General features: G+C 36.9%; 20 protein-coding genes. 18 read left to right on the plus strand and 2 right to left on the minus strand.

Going from position 1 to position 20490, the window contains the following annotated elements; genetic code table 11:
• Nucleotides 1-159: 159 nt before the first annotated feature.
• Both galE and KNP80_RS15040 read right to left on the minus strand, forming a co-directional pair.
• Nucleotides 160-1173, minus strand: a complete 1014-nt coding sequence (gene galE, locus KNP80_RS15035) for a UDP-glucose 4-epimerase GalE (protein WP_214835027.1) — start codon at nt 1171-1173, stop codon at nt 160-162.
• Nucleotides 1174-1206: 33 nt separating this feature from the next.
• Nucleotides 1207-2433, minus strand: a complete 1227-nt coding sequence (locus KNP80_RS15040) for a flagellar basal body-associated FliL family protein (protein WP_214835028.1) — start codon at nt 2431-2433, stop codon at nt 1207-1209.
• A 195-nt stretch (nt 2434-2628) separates the two neighbouring features.
• Here KNP80_RS15040 and KNP80_RS15045 point away from each other — a divergent pair, with 195 nt between their 5' ends.
• From KNP80_RS15045 to KNP80_RS15130, 18 genes are all read left to right on the plus strand, one after another.
• Nucleotides 2629-3351, plus strand: a complete 723-nt coding sequence (locus KNP80_RS15045; RefSeq protein ID WP_214835029.1) for a YveK family protein — start codon at nt 2629-2631, stop codon at nt 3349-3351.
• Nucleotides 3344-4060, plus strand: coding sequence for a CpsD/CapB family tyrosine-protein kinase (locus KNP80_RS15050; protein ID WP_214835030.1), 717 nt, complete (start codon nt 3344-3346; stop codon nt 4058-4060). Before KNP80_RS15045 ends, KNP80_RS15050 begins: the two co-directional genes overlap by 8 nt.
• A gap of 15 nt (nt 4061-4075) precedes the next feature.
• Nucleotides 4076-4843: a tyrosine-protein phosphatase gene (locus tag KNP80_RS15055; RefSeq protein WP_214835031.1), complete on the plus strand. Its 768-nt coding sequence runs from the start codon at nt 4076-4078 to the stop codon at nt 4841-4843.
• Nucleotides 4844-5063: 220 nt separating this feature from the next.
• Entirely contained in the window at nt 5064-5963 is a 900-nt protein-coding gene (galU, locus tag KNP80_RS15060) for a UTP--glucose-1-phosphate uridylyltransferase GalU (RefSeq protein WP_214835032.1), read from the plus strand.
• A 12-nt stretch (nt 5964-5975) separates the two neighbouring features.
• Nucleotides 5976-7859 (plus strand): polysaccharide biosynthesis protein, encoded by a 1884-nt coding sequence (locus KNP80_RS15065; RefSeq protein ID WP_214835033.1) that lies wholly within the window; start codon nt 5976-5978, stop codon nt 7857-7859.
• 17 nt (nt 7860-7876) lie between these two features.
• On the plus strand, nt 7877-8524 hold the full coding sequence (locus KNP80_RS15070; protein WP_214835034.1) for a sugar transferase: 648 nt from the start codon (nt 7877-7879) through the stop codon (nt 8522-8524).
• 99 nt (nt 8525-8623) lie between these two features.
• Nucleotides 8624-9748 (plus strand): glycosyltransferase family protein, encoded by a 1125-nt coding sequence (locus KNP80_RS15075; RefSeq protein ID WP_214835035.1) that lies wholly within the window; start codon nt 8624-8626, stop codon nt 9746-9748.
• Nucleotides 9738-10331: a DapH/DapD/GlmU-related protein gene (locus tag KNP80_RS15080; RefSeq protein WP_214835036.1), complete on the plus strand. Its 594-nt coding sequence runs from the start codon at nt 9738-9740 to the stop codon at nt 10329-10331. The genes KNP80_RS15075 and KNP80_RS15080 overlap by 11 nt, the downstream gene beginning before the upstream one ends.
• Nucleotides 10332-10381: 50 nt before the next feature.
• Nucleotides 10382-11563, plus strand: coding sequence for a glycosyltransferase family 4 protein (locus KNP80_RS15085; RefSeq protein WP_214835037.1), 1182 nt, complete (start codon nt 10382-10384; stop codon nt 11561-11563).
• 62 nt (nt 11564-11625) lie between these two features.
• Nucleotides 11626-12534, plus strand: coding sequence for a GT-D fold domain-containing glycosyltransferase (locus tag KNP80_RS15090; RefSeq protein WP_214835038.1), 909 nt, complete (start codon nt 11626-11628; stop codon nt 12532-12534).
• A 16-nt stretch (nt 12535-12550) separates the two neighbouring features.
• Nucleotides 12551-13534: a WaaS/CpsH family glycosyltransferase gene (locus KNP80_RS15095; protein WP_214835039.1), complete on the plus strand. Its 984-nt coding sequence runs from the start codon at nt 12551-12553 to the stop codon at nt 13532-13534.
• A gap of 118 nt (nt 13535-13652) precedes the next feature.
• Nucleotides 13653-14699 carry an EpsG family protein gene (locus KNP80_RS15100; RefSeq protein ID WP_214835040.1) on the plus strand — a complete coding sequence of 349 codons (1047 nt, stop codon included), beginning with the start codon at nt 13653-13655 and terminating at the stop codon, nt 14697-14699.
• Between the two features lie 18 nt (nt 14700-14717).
• Nucleotides 14718-16142: an oligosaccharide flippase family protein gene (locus KNP80_RS15105; protein WP_214835041.1), complete on the plus strand. Its 1425-nt coding sequence runs from the start codon at nt 14718-14720 to the stop codon at nt 16140-16142.
• A gap of 21 nt (nt 16143-16163) precedes the next feature.
• Entirely contained in the window at nt 16164-17042 is an 879-nt protein-coding gene (rfbA, locus tag KNP80_RS15110) for a glucose-1-phosphate thymidylyltransferase RfbA (RefSeq protein WP_214835042.1), read from the plus strand.
• 23 nt (nt 17043-17065) lie between these two features.
• Complete coding sequence (rfbC, locus tag KNP80_RS15115) at nt 17066-17632, plus strand: dTDP-4-dehydrorhamnose 3,5-epimerase (protein WP_214835043.1); 567 nt, start codon at nt 17066-17068, stop codon at nt 17630-17632.
• On the plus strand, nt 17629-18492 hold the full coding sequence (gene rfbD, locus KNP80_RS15120) for a dTDP-4-dehydrorhamnose reductase (RefSeq protein ID WP_214835044.1): 864 nt from the start codon (nt 17629-17631) through the stop codon (nt 18490-18492). Before rfbC ends, rfbD begins: the two co-directional genes overlap by 4 nt.
• Nucleotides 18482-19477, plus strand: a complete 996-nt coding sequence (rfbB, locus tag KNP80_RS15125) for a dTDP-glucose 4,6-dehydratase (RefSeq protein ID WP_214835045.1) — start codon at nt 18482-18484, stop codon at nt 19475-19477. The genes rfbD and rfbB overlap by 11 nt, the downstream gene beginning before the upstream one ends.
• Nucleotides 19474-20490: an NAD-dependent epimerase gene (locus KNP80_RS15130; RefSeq protein WP_214835046.1), complete on the plus strand. Its 1017-nt coding sequence runs from the start codon at nt 19474-19476 to the stop codon at nt 20488-20490. The genes rfbB and KNP80_RS15130 overlap by 4 nt, the downstream gene beginning before the upstream one ends.

The following is a 20490-nucleotide window of genomic DNA, read 5'->3' on the forward strand; positions in this document are numbered from 1 at the left end:
CTGCCCATTTCACTTCACTTGAATATACGTTTTTGCCCACGCAAAAACACCTCCGATGCTAGCACTTTTTTTAAGTGTACCACTGCGAAGGTGTTTTTATATTGTCTCAAAAATTTAGGTTAGCCCACTCATCGACATAGATGAGGACTCGTTTTGGTATTAGCGATAACCGTTCGGGTTGCTCGATTGCCAGTTCCATGCGTCGCGGCACATGGCGCGGACGTCGTGTTTCGCTTCCCAGCCGAGCACACGTTTTGACTTCGATGGGTCGGCAAAGCACATGGCGATATCGCCCGGCCGACGTGGCGTCACTTGGTACGGGACAGTTTTTCCACTCTCGGCCTCGAAGGCCTGAACGAGGTCAAGGACGCTATAGCCGGTTCCGGTTCCTAAGTTGAACGCCTCGGCACCAGTATGATTCATGACGTAGTCCAGTGCTTTCAAATGACCTTCAGCCAAGTCGACGACGTGAATATAGTCGCGGACGCCGGTCCCGTCTGGTGTGTCATAATCATCGCCAAACACGCTCAGCTCGCTCAAACGCCCGACGGCGACTTGGGTGATATACGGCATCAAGTTGTTTGGGATGTCGAACGGGTCTTCACCGATTTGGCCCGACTCGTGGGCACCGATTGGGTTGAAATAGCGTAGTAGGGCGATACTCCATGATGGATCGGCGACAGCGAGGTCGCGCATGATGTCTTCAATCATCAGTTTTGTCCGACCGTATGGATTCGTCGCACTGAGCGGGAATGATTCGTCAATCGGTGTCCGTTCCGGCATGCCATACACGGTTGCAGACGAGCTGAAGACGATTCGTTTCACATCGAACGCGTTCATCACTTCAAGTAATACGGTCGTCCCGACGACGTTGTTCTCGTAATAACGGAGCGGCTCGGATACCGATTCACCGACAGCTTTCAGTCCGGCGAAATGGATGACGGCGTCAATCGTATGCGTCAAAAAGATTTGTTCGAGCAGTTCGCGGTCGAGGATGTCACCGAGATAAAACGTGACCGATTTCCCGGTCAATGCTTCGACGCGCTCGAGCGCCTCACGACGGCTGTTCGACAAGTTGTCAAGGACGATGACGTCGTGGCCGGTTTCAAGTAATTGTAAGACGGTATGGGTACCGATATAACCGGCACCCCCTGTGACTAAAATCGTGTTCATATAAATAACCCCTTCCAATAAATCCTGTACTGATTATTTTTCTGTCAAGCGTACCCGTGTTTGTCCGTTCGTGCCTTCGAATAAGCGGAGTGAGTACGTCTCACTCTCATATACCACCGCATCGTCCGTCTCGAGCACGGCTTCACCGAGCGGGCTAAAGGCTTCGCGCGTCGTTTGGGTGTTCGTCCAGTCGATGGCGTGTACTTTATCGTCTTGGATCACGAAAAACCCACCGTTATAGAACGCGTAAGCGTTCAACGCATCGGTCTCACGGCCGAACGGCGCGCCGATCGTCTCAGTGAGTGCCGCTTCGTTCATGGCGAAGAAATCAGGAATCGACTCGCTGAGCCACTCGTTGTTCAAATTCGTGTTCACCCAGTCAAGTAAGGCACTGTCCGTCAAATCGCGCGTCGGCCAGTCTGTCGTGACAGCATCGAGCGGGGCCCAAGCTGTCGTGCCATCTAAATCTACTTCGATATGGTCGTCTTGTTCTTGCACAATCTCGTAGCGATCGCCGATATCTCCTATATAGGTGACGGTCGTGCCGTTCGGTTCCGAGACAAGGTTGACGTTCTTTGACGCGAGCCAAACATAGTTTGTCTCTGGTTCTTGGACGACCGGTTCAGGATCCGGCTTCGGTGCTTCTTTCACGATTTTGGCTTCTTGTTTTGGTTCTAACAGGTCCATTACATATGGATACCCGATATAGCCGCCTCCTATGAGTAAAGCGAAGAAGAAGAGGGCGCCAATCCATTTTCTAGACTTCCGCCGTGGACGGGCAGGTTCGATTGTTCGATTGTACTTCGCTCGCTCAGTGCGTGATGGAACTGGAATTTCAGGTGTGTATCGTGGTTTAGAGACAGCTGATTTTTCTCTCGGTTTTGAATCTTTAACTACGGTTGGTGCGGGAACCGGTGCCTTTTCCACAATCCGTGTTTCCTCGACGATCACCTTGTCAATAGATTTTGATTGAGGGATCGTCGCTTCTTTTCTCAATACAGCCTCATGCATCTCGAGTAAAGACACATAGTATGGAAGAAACATGGCATCTTTCTTGCCGTCTTTGATCCAAGCGGCGAAATCTTCCGACGATTTTTCGTCGGCGGATAGCGTCGCATCCGATGACCCCGTCAATTCTTCATAGGACACGCTTAACGATTTACCGTCCCCTAAATTTTGTTTGATTAAATCTTGTAAGTTTGTACGTGTTGTTGCATTTGTATCTGCGTACAACTGGAGTAGGCGCTCACTAACGTGCACTATTGTCTCCTCCTTTTGTTAAGTTCTTCCTAACAAAGTTTATCAGATTTACATACCAAAAAAACCAAAATTTAAAAAATGGGTCATCACCTGTGAGGAAATTTGCTATAATGTTCTGGTATTAGAATTGTTAAATATTATCTGCGGATTTTTTCCAGCAGTGACTTTAAAAAACAGAGGAGAGAAAACAAGAGCATGAAAGAAGAAACGATTTCTATTGGAGAGTTGTTCTCCATCTTAAAGCGGAGCAAAGGACTCATCATCAGTTTAGCAATCATCGCGGCGCTTATCGCCTTTTTAGTGAGTTCATATGTGATTCAACCGACGTATGAAGCGTCTACCCAAGTATTAGTTGCACCAAAGGAAACACAAAACAATATGATTGATAGTGGTCAAATCCAATCGTCAGTCACGCTTGTCAACACGTATCGCGTGATTATTCAGAGTCCGGCGATTTTAGAGCAAGTTCAGCAGAACGTGGTTGGTGCTCCCGATAACATTTCAAATTTAATCACGGTCAACAGTGAACAAAACTCACAAGTCATCAACATTAAAGTTCAACATACAAATCCTGTGCTAGCAACAGATATTGCCAATGAAATTAGTGATGTTTTTTCAACTGAAGTGCCAGAGTTAATGAGTGTTGATAACGTCAAGGTTCTTTCCAACGCATCAGTTCCGATGCTCCCTGTAAGCCCAAATATTTTGTTAAATACAGCGATTGCGACTGTTCTTGGACTTATGATTGGTGTAGCACTCGCATTCTTGAAAGTAGTCTTAGATCGTCGGATTAAGACGGAACAGGATGTTGAAAATATTTTGGAACTCCCAGTTCTCGGATCGATTCCTGTCATCGATAAAGTCGAAATGCGTCAACAACGTCAAGCTAACGTGAAAGGTGAACGAGCCCATGTTTAAGTTCGGAAAGAAGAAAAATAAACATACACAATACGACAAGTCAGGCCGAGAGTTAATCACGATTCTGAAGCCAAAGTCACCGATTTCAGAGCAGTATCGGACCATCCGAACAAATTTGGAGTTTACGGCAATTGATGACGAGTTACAAACGATGGTTATCACGTCAGCCTCGTCAGGAGAAGGAAAGTCGACGACGTCATCAAACCTCGCTGTCGTCTATGCACAGCAAGGGAAACGGGTGTTACTCGTCGACTGCGATATGCGTCGTCCTACTGCCCACTTTACATTCCGTCTTTCAAATGGAATTGGTCTCTCAACTGTGCTTGCTAAAAAGACGACTGTCGATAAAGCGACGCATACGACTCAAATCGAGAATTTAGATTTGATTGCGGCTGGACCGATTCCGCCTAACCCATCGGAGTTATTATCTTCGAAGATGATGGATCGTGTATTAGAAGAACTGAAAGCAAACTATGATGTCATCATTTTAGATGCCCCTCCAATGATGCAAGTAGCGGATACGCGACTTTTGGCCCGCAAAGTGGATGGTGTTGTACTAGTTGTCGGTTGCGATAAATCGGACCGTCAAATGGTCGTCAAGGCCAAAGAACAACTCATTTTGGCCGACGCGCACATCCTCGGTGTGGTCTTGAACAAGCGCGAACCACAAGGTAGCGACGATCATTATTACTATTATGCGTACGAATAAGAAGGGGAGCACGTCATGATTGATATCCATTGTCACTTATTACCGGCCGTCGATGACGGTCCAGAAACAGTCGAACAAGCAATCGAAATGGCGAAGCGCGCAGTAAGTGAAGGGGTGACTGCAATCGTAGTCACCCCCCACGCGTTTCAGCCGCAGTTTGATACAAGTCAGCTCGATGTCGTGAGTGCTGTGACGAAACTACAAAACGTACTTAGACAAGAAAATATCAATCTTGATTTGTATCCAGGACAAGAGATTCGTATTTTCGGTGACCTCGTTGAATCGTTAGAGCAAGGGGAAGCGTTATCGCTCGCCGGATCTCGTTACGTGCTCGTTGAGTTCCCGAGTGACTCGGTACCAGCTTATGCGGAACAGCTCTTCTTTGGCCTTCAAACGGAAGGCTATACACCGATTATCGCTCATCCAGAACGGAATAAAGAATTCGCGACCAACCCGCAGCGACTAATGGATTTTGTATCGTCTGGAGCACTGTCACAAATTACGACAAGTAGTTTGACCGGAGCATTCGGAAATAACGTTAAAGACCTCGCATTCGCGTTCCTTCGTAACGGCTTGAGCCATTTGATCGCATCGGATGCCCATAGTACAGGGCGCCGAACGTTTTATTGGACAGAAGTCGAAAAGGTCGTAAGCGATGAACTTGGCGCAGACAAATGGGAAAATTATATCGTCAATGCAGAGGCAGTCATCAAAGATGATTTTGTGTTCATCGACCCGCCGACATTGCCGACGAAGAATTGGCGAGGCAAATGGAAAAAGTGAATTGTTCTAAATTTCGCTAAAACTCATTTACTTAATTGGTGAAAAATATATAAAGTGTCGACAACTGTCGAACGATTTCAGGTTTATTTTACTCCTCGTATGTTTTTATATTAGGTCGAAAGTGATACCCTTAATTTATAATTTTGAAAGGATGTAAGTTACATCCTTTTTTCTATGAATCAGACAGATAATATATATTTATCCATAGAGGAGGAGCATCATGGCAAGTAAAATAGTAAAAAAAGCTGTGATTCCAGCTGCAGGATTAGGCACTCGCTTTTTACCGGCAACGAAAGCGATGCCAAAAGAGATGTTGCCAATCGTCGATAAACCGACTATTCAATACATTATTGAAGAAGCCGTTGAATCTGGAATTGAAGATATCTTGATTGTAACAGGTAAGGGGAAGCGAGCAATTGAAGATCATTTTGATTCAGTTCCAGAGCTCGAACAAATTCTAATTGAAAAAGGGAAGTCTGAATTTTTAAAGTTGGTTGAAGAAACGACCAATATTAATATTCATTTCATTCGTCAGTCAAAACCGATGGGACTTGGCCACGCGGTTTTGCAGGCAAAAGCGTTTGTAGGAAATGAACCATTTGTCGTCATGCTTGGAGACGACATTGTTCAGGCGGAAATTCCTTGTACTAAACAATTGATTGCACAGTACGAAAAAACGGAGAGTTCGATTATCGGCGTTCAACCAGTTTCACGTGACGTAACTCATCGGTATGGGATTGTTGATCCACAGGCGTCACTTGAAGGCGGTTTACATAAAGTGGAATCCTTTGTGGAAAAACCGGCACCAGGTACAGAACCATCGAATTTGGCCATTTTAGGCCGATATTTGTTTACTCCTCAAATATTTAACTTCTTAGATACACAAGTCCCGGGAGCGGGTGGTGAAATCCAATTGACAGATGCGATTACACGCTTGAATGAAGTTGAGCGTGTATATGCTTACGAATTCAATGGCAAACGCTATGATGTTGGAGAAAAGTTAGGGTTTATTCAAACAACTCTTGAATTTGCACTAAAAAGAGACGATCTCCGAGAAGATGTATTAAAGATGATGACAGAACTGATGGAAGAAAACTCTTCTTTGAATCCAGTGAAATAAGGAGGAAAACAGATGTCTATTCCTGAGTTAAGTCGAAAATCATTTCGAACAAGTATATTAGTAGTTTTAGATATTATGGCTATTCTATCTTCAATGTTCGTCACATATTTCTTTTTATATCCAATTGAATTTATTGAAAATGTAGATCGCAATCATTTTGTAGAGTCTGCTTTACTATATAGTGCTCTATTTATCGTGATGGCTGGGTTTAGTCGCCTTTATCGAGTCGCATGGCGCTTTGCGAGTATGTCAGAAGCGATTCGCCTTGCGATGACTCTTATGATGAGTACATTGACTTTATATATTCTTCAATTTGCTGTTTACGGAGAAGCGATGGAAAGAATGTTATTCCTCAGTTTCTGTTTATCTCTTCTAATGTTAGGAGGCATTCGTTTGGGGTCACGAATTTATGTGACGTGGAAGCAGGATCGCCGACTAGTTCTAGTTGGGAGAAAAATGAAGCGGCGTAAATCCGAAAAGCGGACGTTGATTGTGGGTGCTGGTCAAGCTGGTCGGATGTTAGTCCGTCAGATCAATCAATCAGATAATCATCGTATGAATCCAGTTGGGTTTATTGATGATAACAGTCACCTCCAAAATCTGACGGTTAACGGTGTAAGAGTGTTGGGAACGCTCGAACAACTAGAAAGTGTGGTTGAGAATCATGCGATTGATAAAATCGTGTTTGCTATCCCTTCTATGAACTACCAGGAGCGACTCGCCCTTATCAAACGGGCAAAAGCACTCTGTACAAATGTCCACACGCTACCGATGATTGAAGAAGTCGCTGCCGGAAAGGTTGCTGTTAATCAAATGCGTCAAGTATCAATTGACGATTTGCTTGGTCGTGAACCGGTTGAGCTTGATATTTCAGGGATTCAATCAGAGGTGGAAGGTAAGACAGTACTCGTAACAGGAGCTGGTGGATCGATTGGTTCAGAAATTTGCCGACAAATTTTGAAATTTAGTCCAAGCCGCCTTTTATTACTCGGTCATGGAGAAAATAGTATTTATTTAATTGAACGTGAACTGCGAGAACTTAATCTAGACGTCGACTTGATTCCGGTTATTGCAGATGTGCAGGATGTAGAACGATTACGTGAAGTGTTTATGAAACATTCACCGCATCTAGTTTTCCATGCGGCGGCGCATAAACATGTTCCTTTAATGGAAGCAAATCCACATGAAGCTGTTAAGAATAATATCTATGGTACTAGAAATGTCGCTGAGATGGCAGATGAGTTTGGTGCAAATCGATTTGTTATGATTTCAACGGATAAAGCCGTCAATCCAACGAACGTGATGGGATCAACAAAACGTATTGCTGAAATGGTCGTTCAAAATTTAGCGAAAACGAGTCAAACGAAGTATGCCATTGTCCGTTTTGGAAATGTATTGGGGAGTCGGGGTTCTGTTATCCCGTTGTTTAAAACGCAAATTGAAAAAGGCGGGCCGGTTACTGTCACACATCCTGATATGACCCGTTATTTTATGACGATTCCTGAAGCGAGCCGTCTTGTCATTCAAGCTGGGACTCTAGCCGATGGCGGAGAAGTATTTGTCCTTGATATGGGTGAGCCAGTGAAAATTGTAGATCTTGCACGAAACATGATTAAATTAAGTGGCTTTACAGAAGAACAAATCTCAATTGAATTTAGCGGGATTCGTCCAGGTGAAAAAATGTTTGAAGAGCTGTTGAAAGAAGGAGAAGTTCATCCTGAGGCGGTTTATCCGAAAATCTTTACAGGCATCGTTACCGAAGAATCGGACTTGGAAGGGAAACTTTCAAGAATGAATGAATTAAAGACGAGTGAAGCGCTCGGTCTGTATCTCGTCAACTGGGCAAATGATTGTCTCGATTCTGCAAAGCGCGATCAACTAAAAGAAACAGTCTAAATGATGGAGTGTGAATGATGAAGTATATTGAACACAAGCGAAAAATTGATTTGATGCTGTCGTTGATTGGGCTGATTGTACTTGCTCCTTTATTTGTTGGAATAATGATTGCAATTAAATTAGAGTCTAAAGGTCCAATCTTCTTTAAGCAAAAACGAGTGGGAATAAATCAATCACATTTTAATATTTTGAAATTTCGTACCATGAGAATTGATGCTCCTAAAGACACACCTACTCACCTTCTGAATGACCCTGACCGATATATTACTAAGACAGGTAAACTACTTCGCAAAACAAGCTTAGACGAATTACCGCAAATTATAAATATATTAAAAGGTGATATGTCTATCATAGGTCCCCGTCCTGCTCTATGGAATCAATATGATTTAATTGAAGAGCGTGAAAAATATGGTGCAAATAGTGTTCTTCCTGGATTGACAGGCTGGGCCCAAATCAACGGACGAGACGAATTACCAATTACAGTAAAAGCGAAATTGGATGGTTACTACATTAAAAAAATTTCTTTTTCATTAGATTTTCGATGTTTTATAGCTACTATTTTTAGCGTTTTAAAGCGTGATGGCGTGCACGAAGGAGGACCAACTATTGTAAATAATGAAATTGCAACATCTAAAGAGGATGAATCTATCCGCAAAAGCATTTAGTAAATCGAACAAATAATAAGTTGGCGCAATAAATCATTTCTTTGAATATTTTAGAAAATAAAAATAATATTATTCCCTTAAATAGTGAGGCGTAAACCAATGAAAGTAGTAATTGTTAATTGTTTCGATACTTATGAAGAAAGAGTTAAACTTATTCGAGACTTTTTTAAAGAACAAGATGATGAAGTATCTGTCATTTCATCTGATTTCAGTCATTCGCGCAAAAAAAAACGTGAAGTAGAAGAAAAAGGAATTTATTATTTGAAAACAAGAGAATACAAGAAAAATTTATCTTTTAAAAGACTAAATTCTCATAAAAAGTTTTCTGAAGAAGCTTTTATTAAAGTGAAAGAACTCGAACCTGATGTTTTATATATTCTTGTACCACCTAACTCACTTGTTAAACAGGCAGCACTATATAAAAAAAAATACCCGAAGATCAAAATAATACTTGATATTATTGATTTATGGCCTGAAACACTTCCTTTAAGTAAAGGGAAAAACATATTCCCGATAAGTGCTTGGAAAAATATCAGGTCTAATTACGTGAATTGTGCTGATTTAATTATTACAGAATGTGATTTATACCAAGATGTTTTGGTTGATGAACTAAAAGGTATTCCACAAACTACACTGCATCTTGCTAAAAATAAAATTCAATTAAACGAAAACATAATTCTGAGTAATGAAAAGTTCGATATAGCTTATTTAGGATCAATAAATAATATAGTAGACATCGATCAAATTGTAAAAATAATAAATGATTTATTAAAAGTCAGACCTGTAACACTTCATGTAATTGGAAACGGGGAGAGCAAGGATACTTTAATAAACACCGTAGCGAAAAATGGAGCAAAAGTTAAGTATTATGGAATCATTTATGACGAAAAAGAAAAACAAGAGATATTTAGCAAGTGCCATTATGGATTAAATATCATGAAACAAACAGTATGTGTAGGTCTTACTATGAAATCAATTGATTACTTTCAACACGGGCTCCCTATTATAAATAATATCCAAGCCGATACTACGAAGATAGTCGCAAATTACTCGGTAGGTATAAATATCTCACATAAACCTATCGCATTTAATAATTTAAATGATGAGTATTTTTTAAATCAAAGGCTTCAAGTAAAAAAAGTATTTAATGAGCATTTTTCTATAGAAGCTTTTAATAAAAAATTAAAAACAATCTATAAGGAGCATTTGAATTGTGAAAAATGAATATGGCTTGATGGAGTTAATCAGAAATGGGCTGTCTTATATTTTGACTAAATGTTTTTATCGAAAAGCTAGATTGATTCGCTTTCCATTTTATATTAGGGGTAAGAACAAGATAATGTATGGAAAAAACTTTACGACTGGATACGGTTGTAGGTTGGAAGCTTTTAATATAAATGGTAAAGAGACTGCAAAAATCAATATTGGATACAATTGTAGAGTAGGTGATCATGTACATATAGCAGCTGGAGAACAAGTTTTTATAGGCGATAATTGTCTCTTAGCCTCTAAAATTTATATAAGCGATATTGCTCATGGCGATTATTCTAATAGTTCGTTTGCATCCAACCCGAAAACACCTCCAAATGAAAGAAAATTAACCACTTCTCCTGTGAAAATTGGAAATAATGTATGGATAGGCGACAACGTGTGTATTCTCCCTGGGGTTACTATAGGTGATGGTTGTGTGATTGGCGCAAATGCTGTAGTCAATAAAGACATACCAAAAAACTCAATTGCTGTAGGTGTTCCTGCGAAAGTTGTAAAATATTTTGATGATGAGAAACACATTTGGAAAAATAAATAATTATGCATAGTAATAATATAATTTGATTTTGAGATTAAGAAGGTGAATAAATGATTGGGCTATTTAGTTTCGATGGGCCAATGTATAAGGATATTAATGGTGTCTATTGTAATACTACTCTTACAAATGAAATGTTTTCTAGGTATTTTGAGGTCATTGATGAGTTAGTGGTGTTAATAAGAACCTTGCCATTAGATAAAACTTATACAGAGGCTAACATGCAAAAAGTAAATCTAGATAATATGAAAATTGTAGAAATTCCTAATTTAAACACTGTTAAAGGTTTCTTAATAGAAAAAAATGAGTATAGCAAAATTATTGAACACTATGTTGAAGAATCCGATTTAATATTTGCGAGAATGCCGAGTATAATCAGTGATTTAACAATTAAGCATAGTTTAAAGCAAAAGAAAAAATATTTGGTAGAGGTCGGAGGATGCGCTTGGGATGCTCACTGGAATCATGGATTTTTAGGAAAAATTATTGCCCCATATGTATATTTCAAAGCGAAAAGCGGGATCAAAAAGTCCGATTATGCTTCTTATGTTACAGAAAATTGGTTACAAAAAAGATATCCTTCAAATGGTATTCATACATTTGCTTCAAATGTTTACTTAAACAAAGGAAATAATAATACACTGCAAAGTAGATTAAATAAAATCAATAATGTTGATTGTAAAAAACTTAAAATTGGAACGACCGCGGCAGTTAACGTGAAATATAAAGGTCAAGAATATATAATCGAGGCCATTTCTATTTTAAATAGAAATGGTTACGACTTTACCTATGAATTGGTAGGTGGAGGAAATCCTGAATATTTAAAAAGAATAGCTCATAAATTCGGTGTAGAAGATAAAGTTGAATTTAAAGGTTTATTATCAAAAAAAGAAGTCATAAATTGGTTGGACACTATTGACCTATATGCACAACCAAGCAAACAAGAGGGACTGCCACGTGCATTAATCGAAGCTCTCAGTAGAGGTTGCCCTGCAATTGGATCTAATACGGCGGGAATTCCTGAATTAATAGGGAATAGTGTTAGATTTGATAAGGGTGATGTTAATGCCATTTGTGAGATTTTGAAAAAACTAGATAAATCTTCACTCACAAATTACGCAGTTATAAATTTTGATAAAGCAAAAGAATTTGAGTTGGAAAATTTAAATTTAAAAAGAAATAGAATTTATAACGAATATAAACAAGTGATTGTGTCTAAAAAAGGAGACGTATGAACAATATATATCTACACTTATCAAAAATAAAAAACAAGTTATCGAAAAGTAAACAGGGAGAGTTGATTATCGCCCTCTATAGACGCGTTTATGCACGACCTATGATCAAGTTTTACGCACTAAAATTCTCATTAATAAAAAACAGAATGAGTAAGGTTCATTATTATACTAATGAAGAAACTTTTAGAATGTTGAAAACTGAAAATAAATCTTTAAGTAGGTTTGGTGATGGAGAAATTGCATGGATTTATAAAGATGCAAAAGCATATTTTGGGCAAAGTAATTCCGAGGAACTAAGTAGAAGGTTGAAAGAAGTATTACTTTCAACCGAAAATGAGATTTTAATAGGGGTTCCAGACTTTTTTGGTACGCTAAAGTATCATTCTAAAGAGAGGCAAGAATCGCGAAATGCTCATTTAGGAAAATACTATTACAGATGGATGGAGTTATTAGATAGCAACAAAAAATATTCTGATTCATTGATTACTAGAACTTACAATGGTTTAAATAATTTCAATAGCAAACAAATGTTTGAACAATGGAAAGATGTTTGGAATGGGAGAAATGTTATCCTCATTGAAGGCGGTCAAACTAGATTTGGAGTTGGGAACGATTTGTTAGAACATGCCCATTCCGTTAAAAGAATAATTGCGCCTTCTGAAAATGCCTTTGATAAATATCATGACATTATTGATTTTGTGAATGCTAACACTAATGCCTCTAGCAATGATTTGTATCTAATTGCGCTTGGTCCTACGGCGACTATTCTAAGCTATGATATTGCTAAGATGGGGTATCAAGCTATAGATATTGGTCATTTAGATATTGAATATGAATGGTATCTAAAGAATGCAACAAAAAAAATTCCTGTTAGGGGGAAATATGTGAATGAAGCTGGAGGAACGTTTGGAATTGATTTTGACGAAGAAACACTTGAAAAATACAATAATGAAATAGTAAAAGTTATTTAAAAAGAAGGTGAATTTATTGAACTATGTCATTTTTAATGATGGATTTAAAGATCTTAGTCGCTTATTTTTTTTAGATGTGGAAAATTCAGATAATGTCAAAGTAATACGAAGAAACAATATATTTAAGTTTTCTTTTTTTAATTTTATTTGTAAGGCTCATTTATCTCATCGAATGAATAATAGATATTCTTTACCATTTAAAAAAGTATGGTATAAAAAGTTATCGAATGTAAAATTTAAAAAAGAGGATACAATATGCTTTATTATTACGGCTGATTGGTATTATCCAGAATTTATAGAATACCTTAAAATTAAATATCCTAATAGTAAATTTGTTTTCTATTTTAGTGATACGGTAGAATCAAAACTTAACAAAATATCATACATGAGTGTTACTCAAATGAAAAAAAAGTTTGATTTAATACTATCTTATAATATGAGGGACGTGGAAAAGTACGATTTGATATACACTTCGATACCTTATTCTTTTGTACCTAAGGAATGGAAAGCGGAATTTCAGAAGTATAAAGAAGTTGACGTACTATTCATCGGAGCAGCTAGAAATCGTATTGAAGAAATAGAGATGGCTTATAAAAAATTAACTAAAGCCAAATTAAAATGTTTCTTTTATATAGTAGATAAAAATTATTCCTCAACTGAAGTAAACGAAGGAATAATCTATAGTCCTCATGCTATGCCTTTCAAAGAATTTATGGGAAGAACTATGGCTGCTAATTGTATATTAGAGATTTTAGATAAAGGTACTACAGGAAGTACTTTACGTTTTTGGGATGCTATTATGTACAATAAGAAACTTTTAACTAATTACCCTTATACAAAAAAATCAAAATTCTACAATCCAAATTACATTCAATATTTTACTATTCCAGAAGAAATAGATATAGAGTTTTTAAAAGCAAAAAACACAATTGATTATAAGTACAAGGGAGAAAATTCACCAGAAACGTTTTTAAATTTAATTAGTTCTCATTTACAATAAATGATTTAGTAAAGGTCACAAATACAGATCGAGGGTAACTTAAATGACTCTAAGTATATATATATCTACAATACTAATTAACTTATATTGCGGTCTAAAACACAAAGAGAGAATAAATATGCCAGTATATTTAATTTCTTTCATTTTTATATTTCTTCTAATTGCTGGTTATCGGAATACATCCGGACTATCTAACGATTTGTATTATTATGAATTAGAATATCAAAATTTTCTGGCAGGATCCTTAAGTAATTATGAAATTGGTTATAAGACGTTAATGGCAATAGGAGGAATGATTACTGATGATTTTTATCTATTTAGAAGCATAGTAATTTTTCTGTCTTTATTATTGATGCTTGTCTCTATAAAAAAATATTCTCCTAGTCCCCATTACGTCATTGCTTTATTCTCTACGTATTTAGTGATCCTTAGCGCCGAACAATTTAGATACTTCATCGCATTTTCTTTGTTTGTCGTTTCGTTGAATATATTATTATTTTCAGACTATAAATTTAAAAAAATATTCTCTATGTTTGTTTTAGGATTAGCTACGAGTATACATTTCTCATTCATCATATATTTTGTGGTTATTGTTTTGTTTTCAGAAAGAACTGAACGAACTATAAAAGAAAAAGTGTTAGCTGTTATTACCTTCTTTTTCTGCATTGTAATATTTATCAATAACAATACAATCCCAGGATTAGAAATCTTAATTTCAGAAATAGATGACTCAAAGATTCAGATTTATTTGAATCAAAAAACAGAGTTTGGTTTTCTTATATTATTTCTCCTACATGGTGTTTCTCTTTTTCTTTCTGGCTGGGCAGTTAAATTATCTCAAGAGACAGCCGATGAAAAAACACTAAGAAAAATCAAATTGGTTCATCAAATAAATATATTATCGGTTTTATTTTTCCCATTGTTCATGGTTCAAATCACATTTTATCGACTGATAAGGAATTTTTTGATTTTGAATTATATGTTGTTTTCAGGAATAAGCATATCTAAAAAAATAAAACTGAACAAAAGAGTCTCGTTCTTAGTATTAGCGTGGACTTCAGTAATATGTTGGCTGTATTTTGATCTCGTTTTTAAAACACCAATGCAGGCCCTGTTAATTCCATTTTTTACTGAAAATCATTATTTAAATTTTAAAATAACATAACAGGATTAAGGAAATTCAATGAACAATAAAGCTGTAATTTTTCTGAAAAATATTTGGTATTCGATTTCTAGTAACTTAATTACATTAGCTATCTCCACTGTAACTATATTAATCTTTCCGAAGTTGTTAGGAGTTAACGATTATGGTCTTCTACAACTCTATTTATTTTATTGTGCTTATGTAGGTTTTTTTCATTTAGGTCTTAATGACGGTATCTATTTAAGATATGGTGGTAAACACTACGAAGAACTAAATAAAAAAGTTTTCAATGAGCAGTACTATTTGTTACTTATTACTCAATTACTATTTTTCATAGTCTTGTGGCTTTTTGCACTTTTATTTGTTCAAGATTCAGACAAAACGTTTGTGGTCAAAATGGTCTCTATTTCAATGGTGCTAGTTAATTTGCGAGTAATGCTTGTATATGTTTTACAAGCTACTAATGAAATTAAAAAATACGCATTAGTTATGTTGTCAGACAGAGTATCCTTTTTATTTGGGGTGACACTTTTATTAGTCTTTGATAATGGATTATACAAAGAGATTATAATAATAGATTTAGTAGCAAAACTTATTTCGTTGTTAGTTTCTATATATTATTGCAAGGAAATTGTATTTAAACAAAGTTCTTTACGGTGGTCAGCTTTTGAAGAAGCAAAAAAGAACATAAGTGTAGGGATTAAACTTATGATTGCGAACTTCTCTAATATACTGATAGTTGGAAACGTAAGGTTTGGAATCGAAAAAATATGGGACGTGTCCACTTTTGGTAAAATTTCACTAACTCTTAGTATTTCAAATTTGTTATTAGTATTTATTAATGCAGTGGGAATTGTGATTTTCCCTGTCTTGAAAAGAGTTCCGAAAAATGAATTGCCTCAACTGTATCTCACCTTGAGAACGTTACTTTCTACATCTTTGCTGGGTAGTATGTTTCTTTTCTATCCGTTAAGTTTTTTACTCTTACTTTGGCTCCCGGAGTATAAGCTTAGTATTATTTATATGGGATTGCTTTTTCCCATAGTGTTATTTGAAGGGAAAATGGCTCTGCTAATTAACACCTATCTAAAAGCTATCCGAAAAGAAAAAATAATTTTATCGGTAAATCTACTTTTAGTTCTTTTGAGTTTTATAACCACAGCGATTATTGTATACAATGTTCAAAATTTAACTTTATCTATTTTGTCCATCGTGATTTTATTAGGGTTGAGATCTTTACTTAGTGAATATTTATTAACCAAAATACTTGGGATTCAATTTTTAAAAAATGCTTTTCCTGAAATTATTATGATAGCATTCTTTATCACATTGAATTCCATAGCATCTAGCAATGTGTCTTTTCTACTTTATTTTGGATTATATTCCCTTTATCTATTTTTATATAAGAACGAAATTAGCAAGTCTGTTCGTTATTTAACTAAAATCATTAAGACAAAGAATTAAATTCAAGAGGAGGAGTTAACATTGAAAGGAATAGTTTTAGCTGGAGGAAGTGGAACAAGACTTTATCCTTTAACCATGGTTACGAGTAAACAATTATTGCCTATTTACGACAAACCTATGATTTATTATCCATTATCTACTTTAATGCTTGCGGGAATCAAAGAAATTTTGATTATTTCTACTCCTGAAGACTTGCCTAGATTTAAAAACCTATTAGGTGATGGTTCACAGTTTGGTATCGAACTTGAATATATTGTCCAACCAACCCCTGATGGACTTGCGCAGGCATTTATTTTAGGGGAAAAATTCATTGGTGAGGACTCTGTTGCTATGGTATTGGGGGATAACATTTATTACGGTAGCGGGATGCGGAACATCCTTCAAAGAGCAGCCGAAAAAGCACACGGTGCTACTGTCTTTGGTTATCATGTGACAGATCCAGAGAGGTTTGGTGTAGTTGAGTTTAACGAAGAGGGCAAAGTGATTAGTGTCGAAGAAAAACCAAAACATCCTAAATCTAACTATGCAATTACCGGGCTATATTTCTATGATAACTCAGTTGTTGAAATCGCGAAAAATGTTCGACCATCTGAGCGTGGAGAATTAGAGATCACATCAATAAATGAAGCCTATTTAAATAACGGAACCTTGAGTGTAGAACTCTTAGGTAGAGGATTTACGTGGTTGGATACTGGAACTCACCAAAGTTTGGTAGATGCAACGAATTTTGTGAAAACGGTTGAGGATCATCAAGGAGTTAAAATTGCAGCGTTAGAAGAAATTGCTTTTTTAAACGGTTGGATTGATAAAAAGCAATTAGAAGAGGCTGGGAATAGTCTTAATAAAACAGGATATGGTCAATATTTATTAGAAGTGGCAGCTGGCAAAATTAGATATTAATTATGAATGGAGAGATGTAATTAATGAAAGTAACTAATACTTTTTTGGACGGGGTAAAAGTTCTAGAGCCTAACTTGTTTGGAGATAATCGTGGATGGTTCATGGAAACATTCAATTCGAATTCATTAAAAGATTTAGGCATCACAAATGAATTTATTCAAGATAACCACTCTTATTCTGCAGAGATTAACACTCTTCGCGGACTTCATTATCAGCTTGCACCTAAGTCTCAAACTAAACTAGTACGTTGTACAAAAGGTTCTATTTTTGATGTAGCTGTAGATATTCGCAAAAACAGTCCCACATATGGCAGATGGTTCGGGATTGAATTATCAGCGGAGAACAAGAAACAATTGTTAGTACCTAAGGGGTTCGCTCACGGCTTCTTAACTTTGACTAATGACGTTGAAGTGCAATATAAGGTCGATGAATTATATTCTCCAAATCATGACCGAGGAATTATTTGGAACGATTTATCTATTAACATCGAGTGGCCGACAACAGGACAACCTATTCTTTCAGATAAAGATAAGAAAGCACCACATTTAGAGGGTGCTGAAAATAATTTTATCTATGGAGAACAAATATGAAAATACTTGTAACAGGTTATAACGGACAACTAGGTTATGATGTGGTTCATGAAGGGCGAAAACACGATTTAGAAATGGTCGGAAGTACAATTGAGGATTTAAATATTACTAGTGCTGATGAAGTTACTAAGTATATTCATGATTTAAGACCGGAAGCAATCATCCACTGTGCAGCTTATACAGCAGTCGATCGAGCAGAAGAGGACAGGGAAATTGCATGGGATGTAAATGTAAATGGGACGAAATATTTAGCGGAAGCAGCTAAATCTATTGGTGCTAAATTTATATATATCAGTACTGACTATGTTTATGAGGGAATTGGCGACCAACCTTATACGGAAGACTCGAAAATTTCACCGCAAAGTTATTATGGTCTTACCAAGTATGAAGGTGAACAGGTGGTTCAAAATCTTTTAGCGGACTCCTTTATCGTTCGAATTTCATGGGTGTTTGGTATTAATGGGAATAATTTCATTAAAACCATGCTACGTTTAGCTGAAACCCATAATGAATTGAAGGTTGTTTCAGACCAAATTGGATCACCAACCTACACACATGATTTAGCAAAATTATTGATTGATATGGTTCAAACGAATAAATTTGGGGTTTATCAAGTCACTAATGATGGATATTGTAGTTGGGCAGATTTTGCAAAAAAAATATTCGAAGTAGCTGGCTGTTCGGTAAAGGTAGAAGGTATTACTTCTGAAGAGTATCCTACACTAGCCGTAAGACCAAAGAACTCAAGAATGTCAAAACAAAAGTTGATAGCTAATGGATTTGAACCTTTACCACATTGGGAAAAAGCTTTGACTCATTACATAAATGAATTAAAACAAGAGGTGCAAAATGGCAGATAAAAAAATTCTTATCACAGGTGGGGCCGGATTTATTGGAGGAAACTTTGTTCATCATATGGTCACAAAGTATCCTGAATACATGATTTACAACTTAGACTTGTTAACGTATGCAGGGGAATTAGCTAAACATAATAGTTTGGTCGAAAATCCAAATTACAAGTTTATTCAAGCAGATATTGCTGATTATGAGTTAATTATGAATATCTTTAAAAAAGAAGAGTTTGATTACGTTGTTCACTTTGCCGCTGAAAGCCATGTGGATCGCTCAATTACTGATCCAAGCATTTTTGTTAAAACAAATGTAATGGGAACACAAGCTTTGTTAGACGCAGCAAAAGAAATTGGCGTTGAGAAATTTGTTCACGTTTCAACTGACGAGGTTTATGGTGAACTTGATTTCGATCCCACTACATTCTTTACAGAAGAAACTCCACTTCAACCTAATAGTCCATACAGTGCTAGTAAAGCAGCAAGTGACTTTTTAGTTCGTTCGTATCATGAAACATTTGGATTGCCAATCAACATTACTCGTTGTTCAAACAACTACGGTCCATATCATTTTCCTGAGAAATTGATTCCGCTCACAATCTCTAGAGTTCATAATGATCAGAATGTACCTGTTTACGGGAATGGACAAAATATTAGAGATTGGTTGCATGTGGAAGATCATTGTAAGGCGATTGATTTAGTGTTGCACGAGGGTACAGACGGTGAAGTTTATAACGTCGGTGGACATAACGAAAAAACTAATTTAGAAGTTGTGAAAACCATTATCAAACACCTTGGTAAATCTGAAGAACTAATCGAATTTGTCGAAGACCGTCTGGGTCACGATAAACGATATGCGATTGATCCGAGCAAACTTGAAGCTCTTGGTTGGAAACCAGAACACAATTTTGATAGCGGTATTAAGCATACGATTGAATGGTACCTTGAAAATGAAGAATGGTGGAAACCGCTTCTCGATAAAGGTGTAGAAGTATGAGGACGGTATTGATTACTGGTGCTGCTGGTTTCATCGGTTCTTACGTAGTTAAGGCCTTGGCGAATGAAAAGTTAAGCATTATTGGAATCGATAATTTAAATGGTTATTACAGCGAGAAATTGAAAAAGGATCGTTTGGCCGAGCTTTCTCAACAATCTAATTTCACATTCAAAGAAGTGGATATTTCTGATTCAAGAAATTTAAATTTAGTATTTGAGACGTTTAAGCCTGACGTTGTGATTAATTTAGCTGCACAAGCTGGTGTTCGATATTCGATTGAAAATCCTCAAGCCTATATGGACTCAAATATGCAAGGATTTCTTAACATTCTAGAGGCATGTCGAAAACACCCTGTCGAACACTTGATTTATGCCTCATCAAGTTCCGTTTATGGAGGCAATAAAGTTGCACCATTCTCGACGAACCACAACGTAGATCATCCTGTCAGCTTATATGCTGCGACCAAAAAATCGAATGAACTGATGGCCCATACTTATAGCCATCTTTATGGGATTCCGACGACTGGGTTACGATTCTTTACCGTTTACGGTCCATGGGGACGTCCAGATATGGCTTACTTCTCTTTCACGAAAGATATTATTGAGGGGAATCCGATTAAAGTATTTAATCACGGGAAAATGGAACGTGATTTCACTTATATCGATGACATCGTAGAAGGTATTATTAAACTAATTCCTAATGCTCCTAAAGCGAATACTGAGTGGGATGAAGCAATTGATTCAACGAGCGAAAGTTTTGCTCCTTATAAAATCTATAACATAGGTAACAACAAACCAGTAACGTTGATGCAATTTATCAATACACTCGAACAGAAAATTGGTAAAGAAGCTGTAAAAGTATACATGGATATGCAACCAGGTGATGTTCATCGTACTTATGCGGACGTATCTGACCTTGTGCGTGACATTGAATTTCAACCAAACACGTCAATCGACGAAGGTCTAGGTAAGTTTGTAGATTGGTATAAAGAATACTATAACGTAGAACCTTAA

This window comes from Exiguobacterium sp. E4787 (genome assembly GCF_018618375.1).
In the GTDB taxonomy this organism is placed as follows: Bacteria; Bacillota; Bacilli; order Exiguobacteriales; family Exiguobacteriaceae; genus Exiguobacterium; species Exiguobacterium chiriqhucha.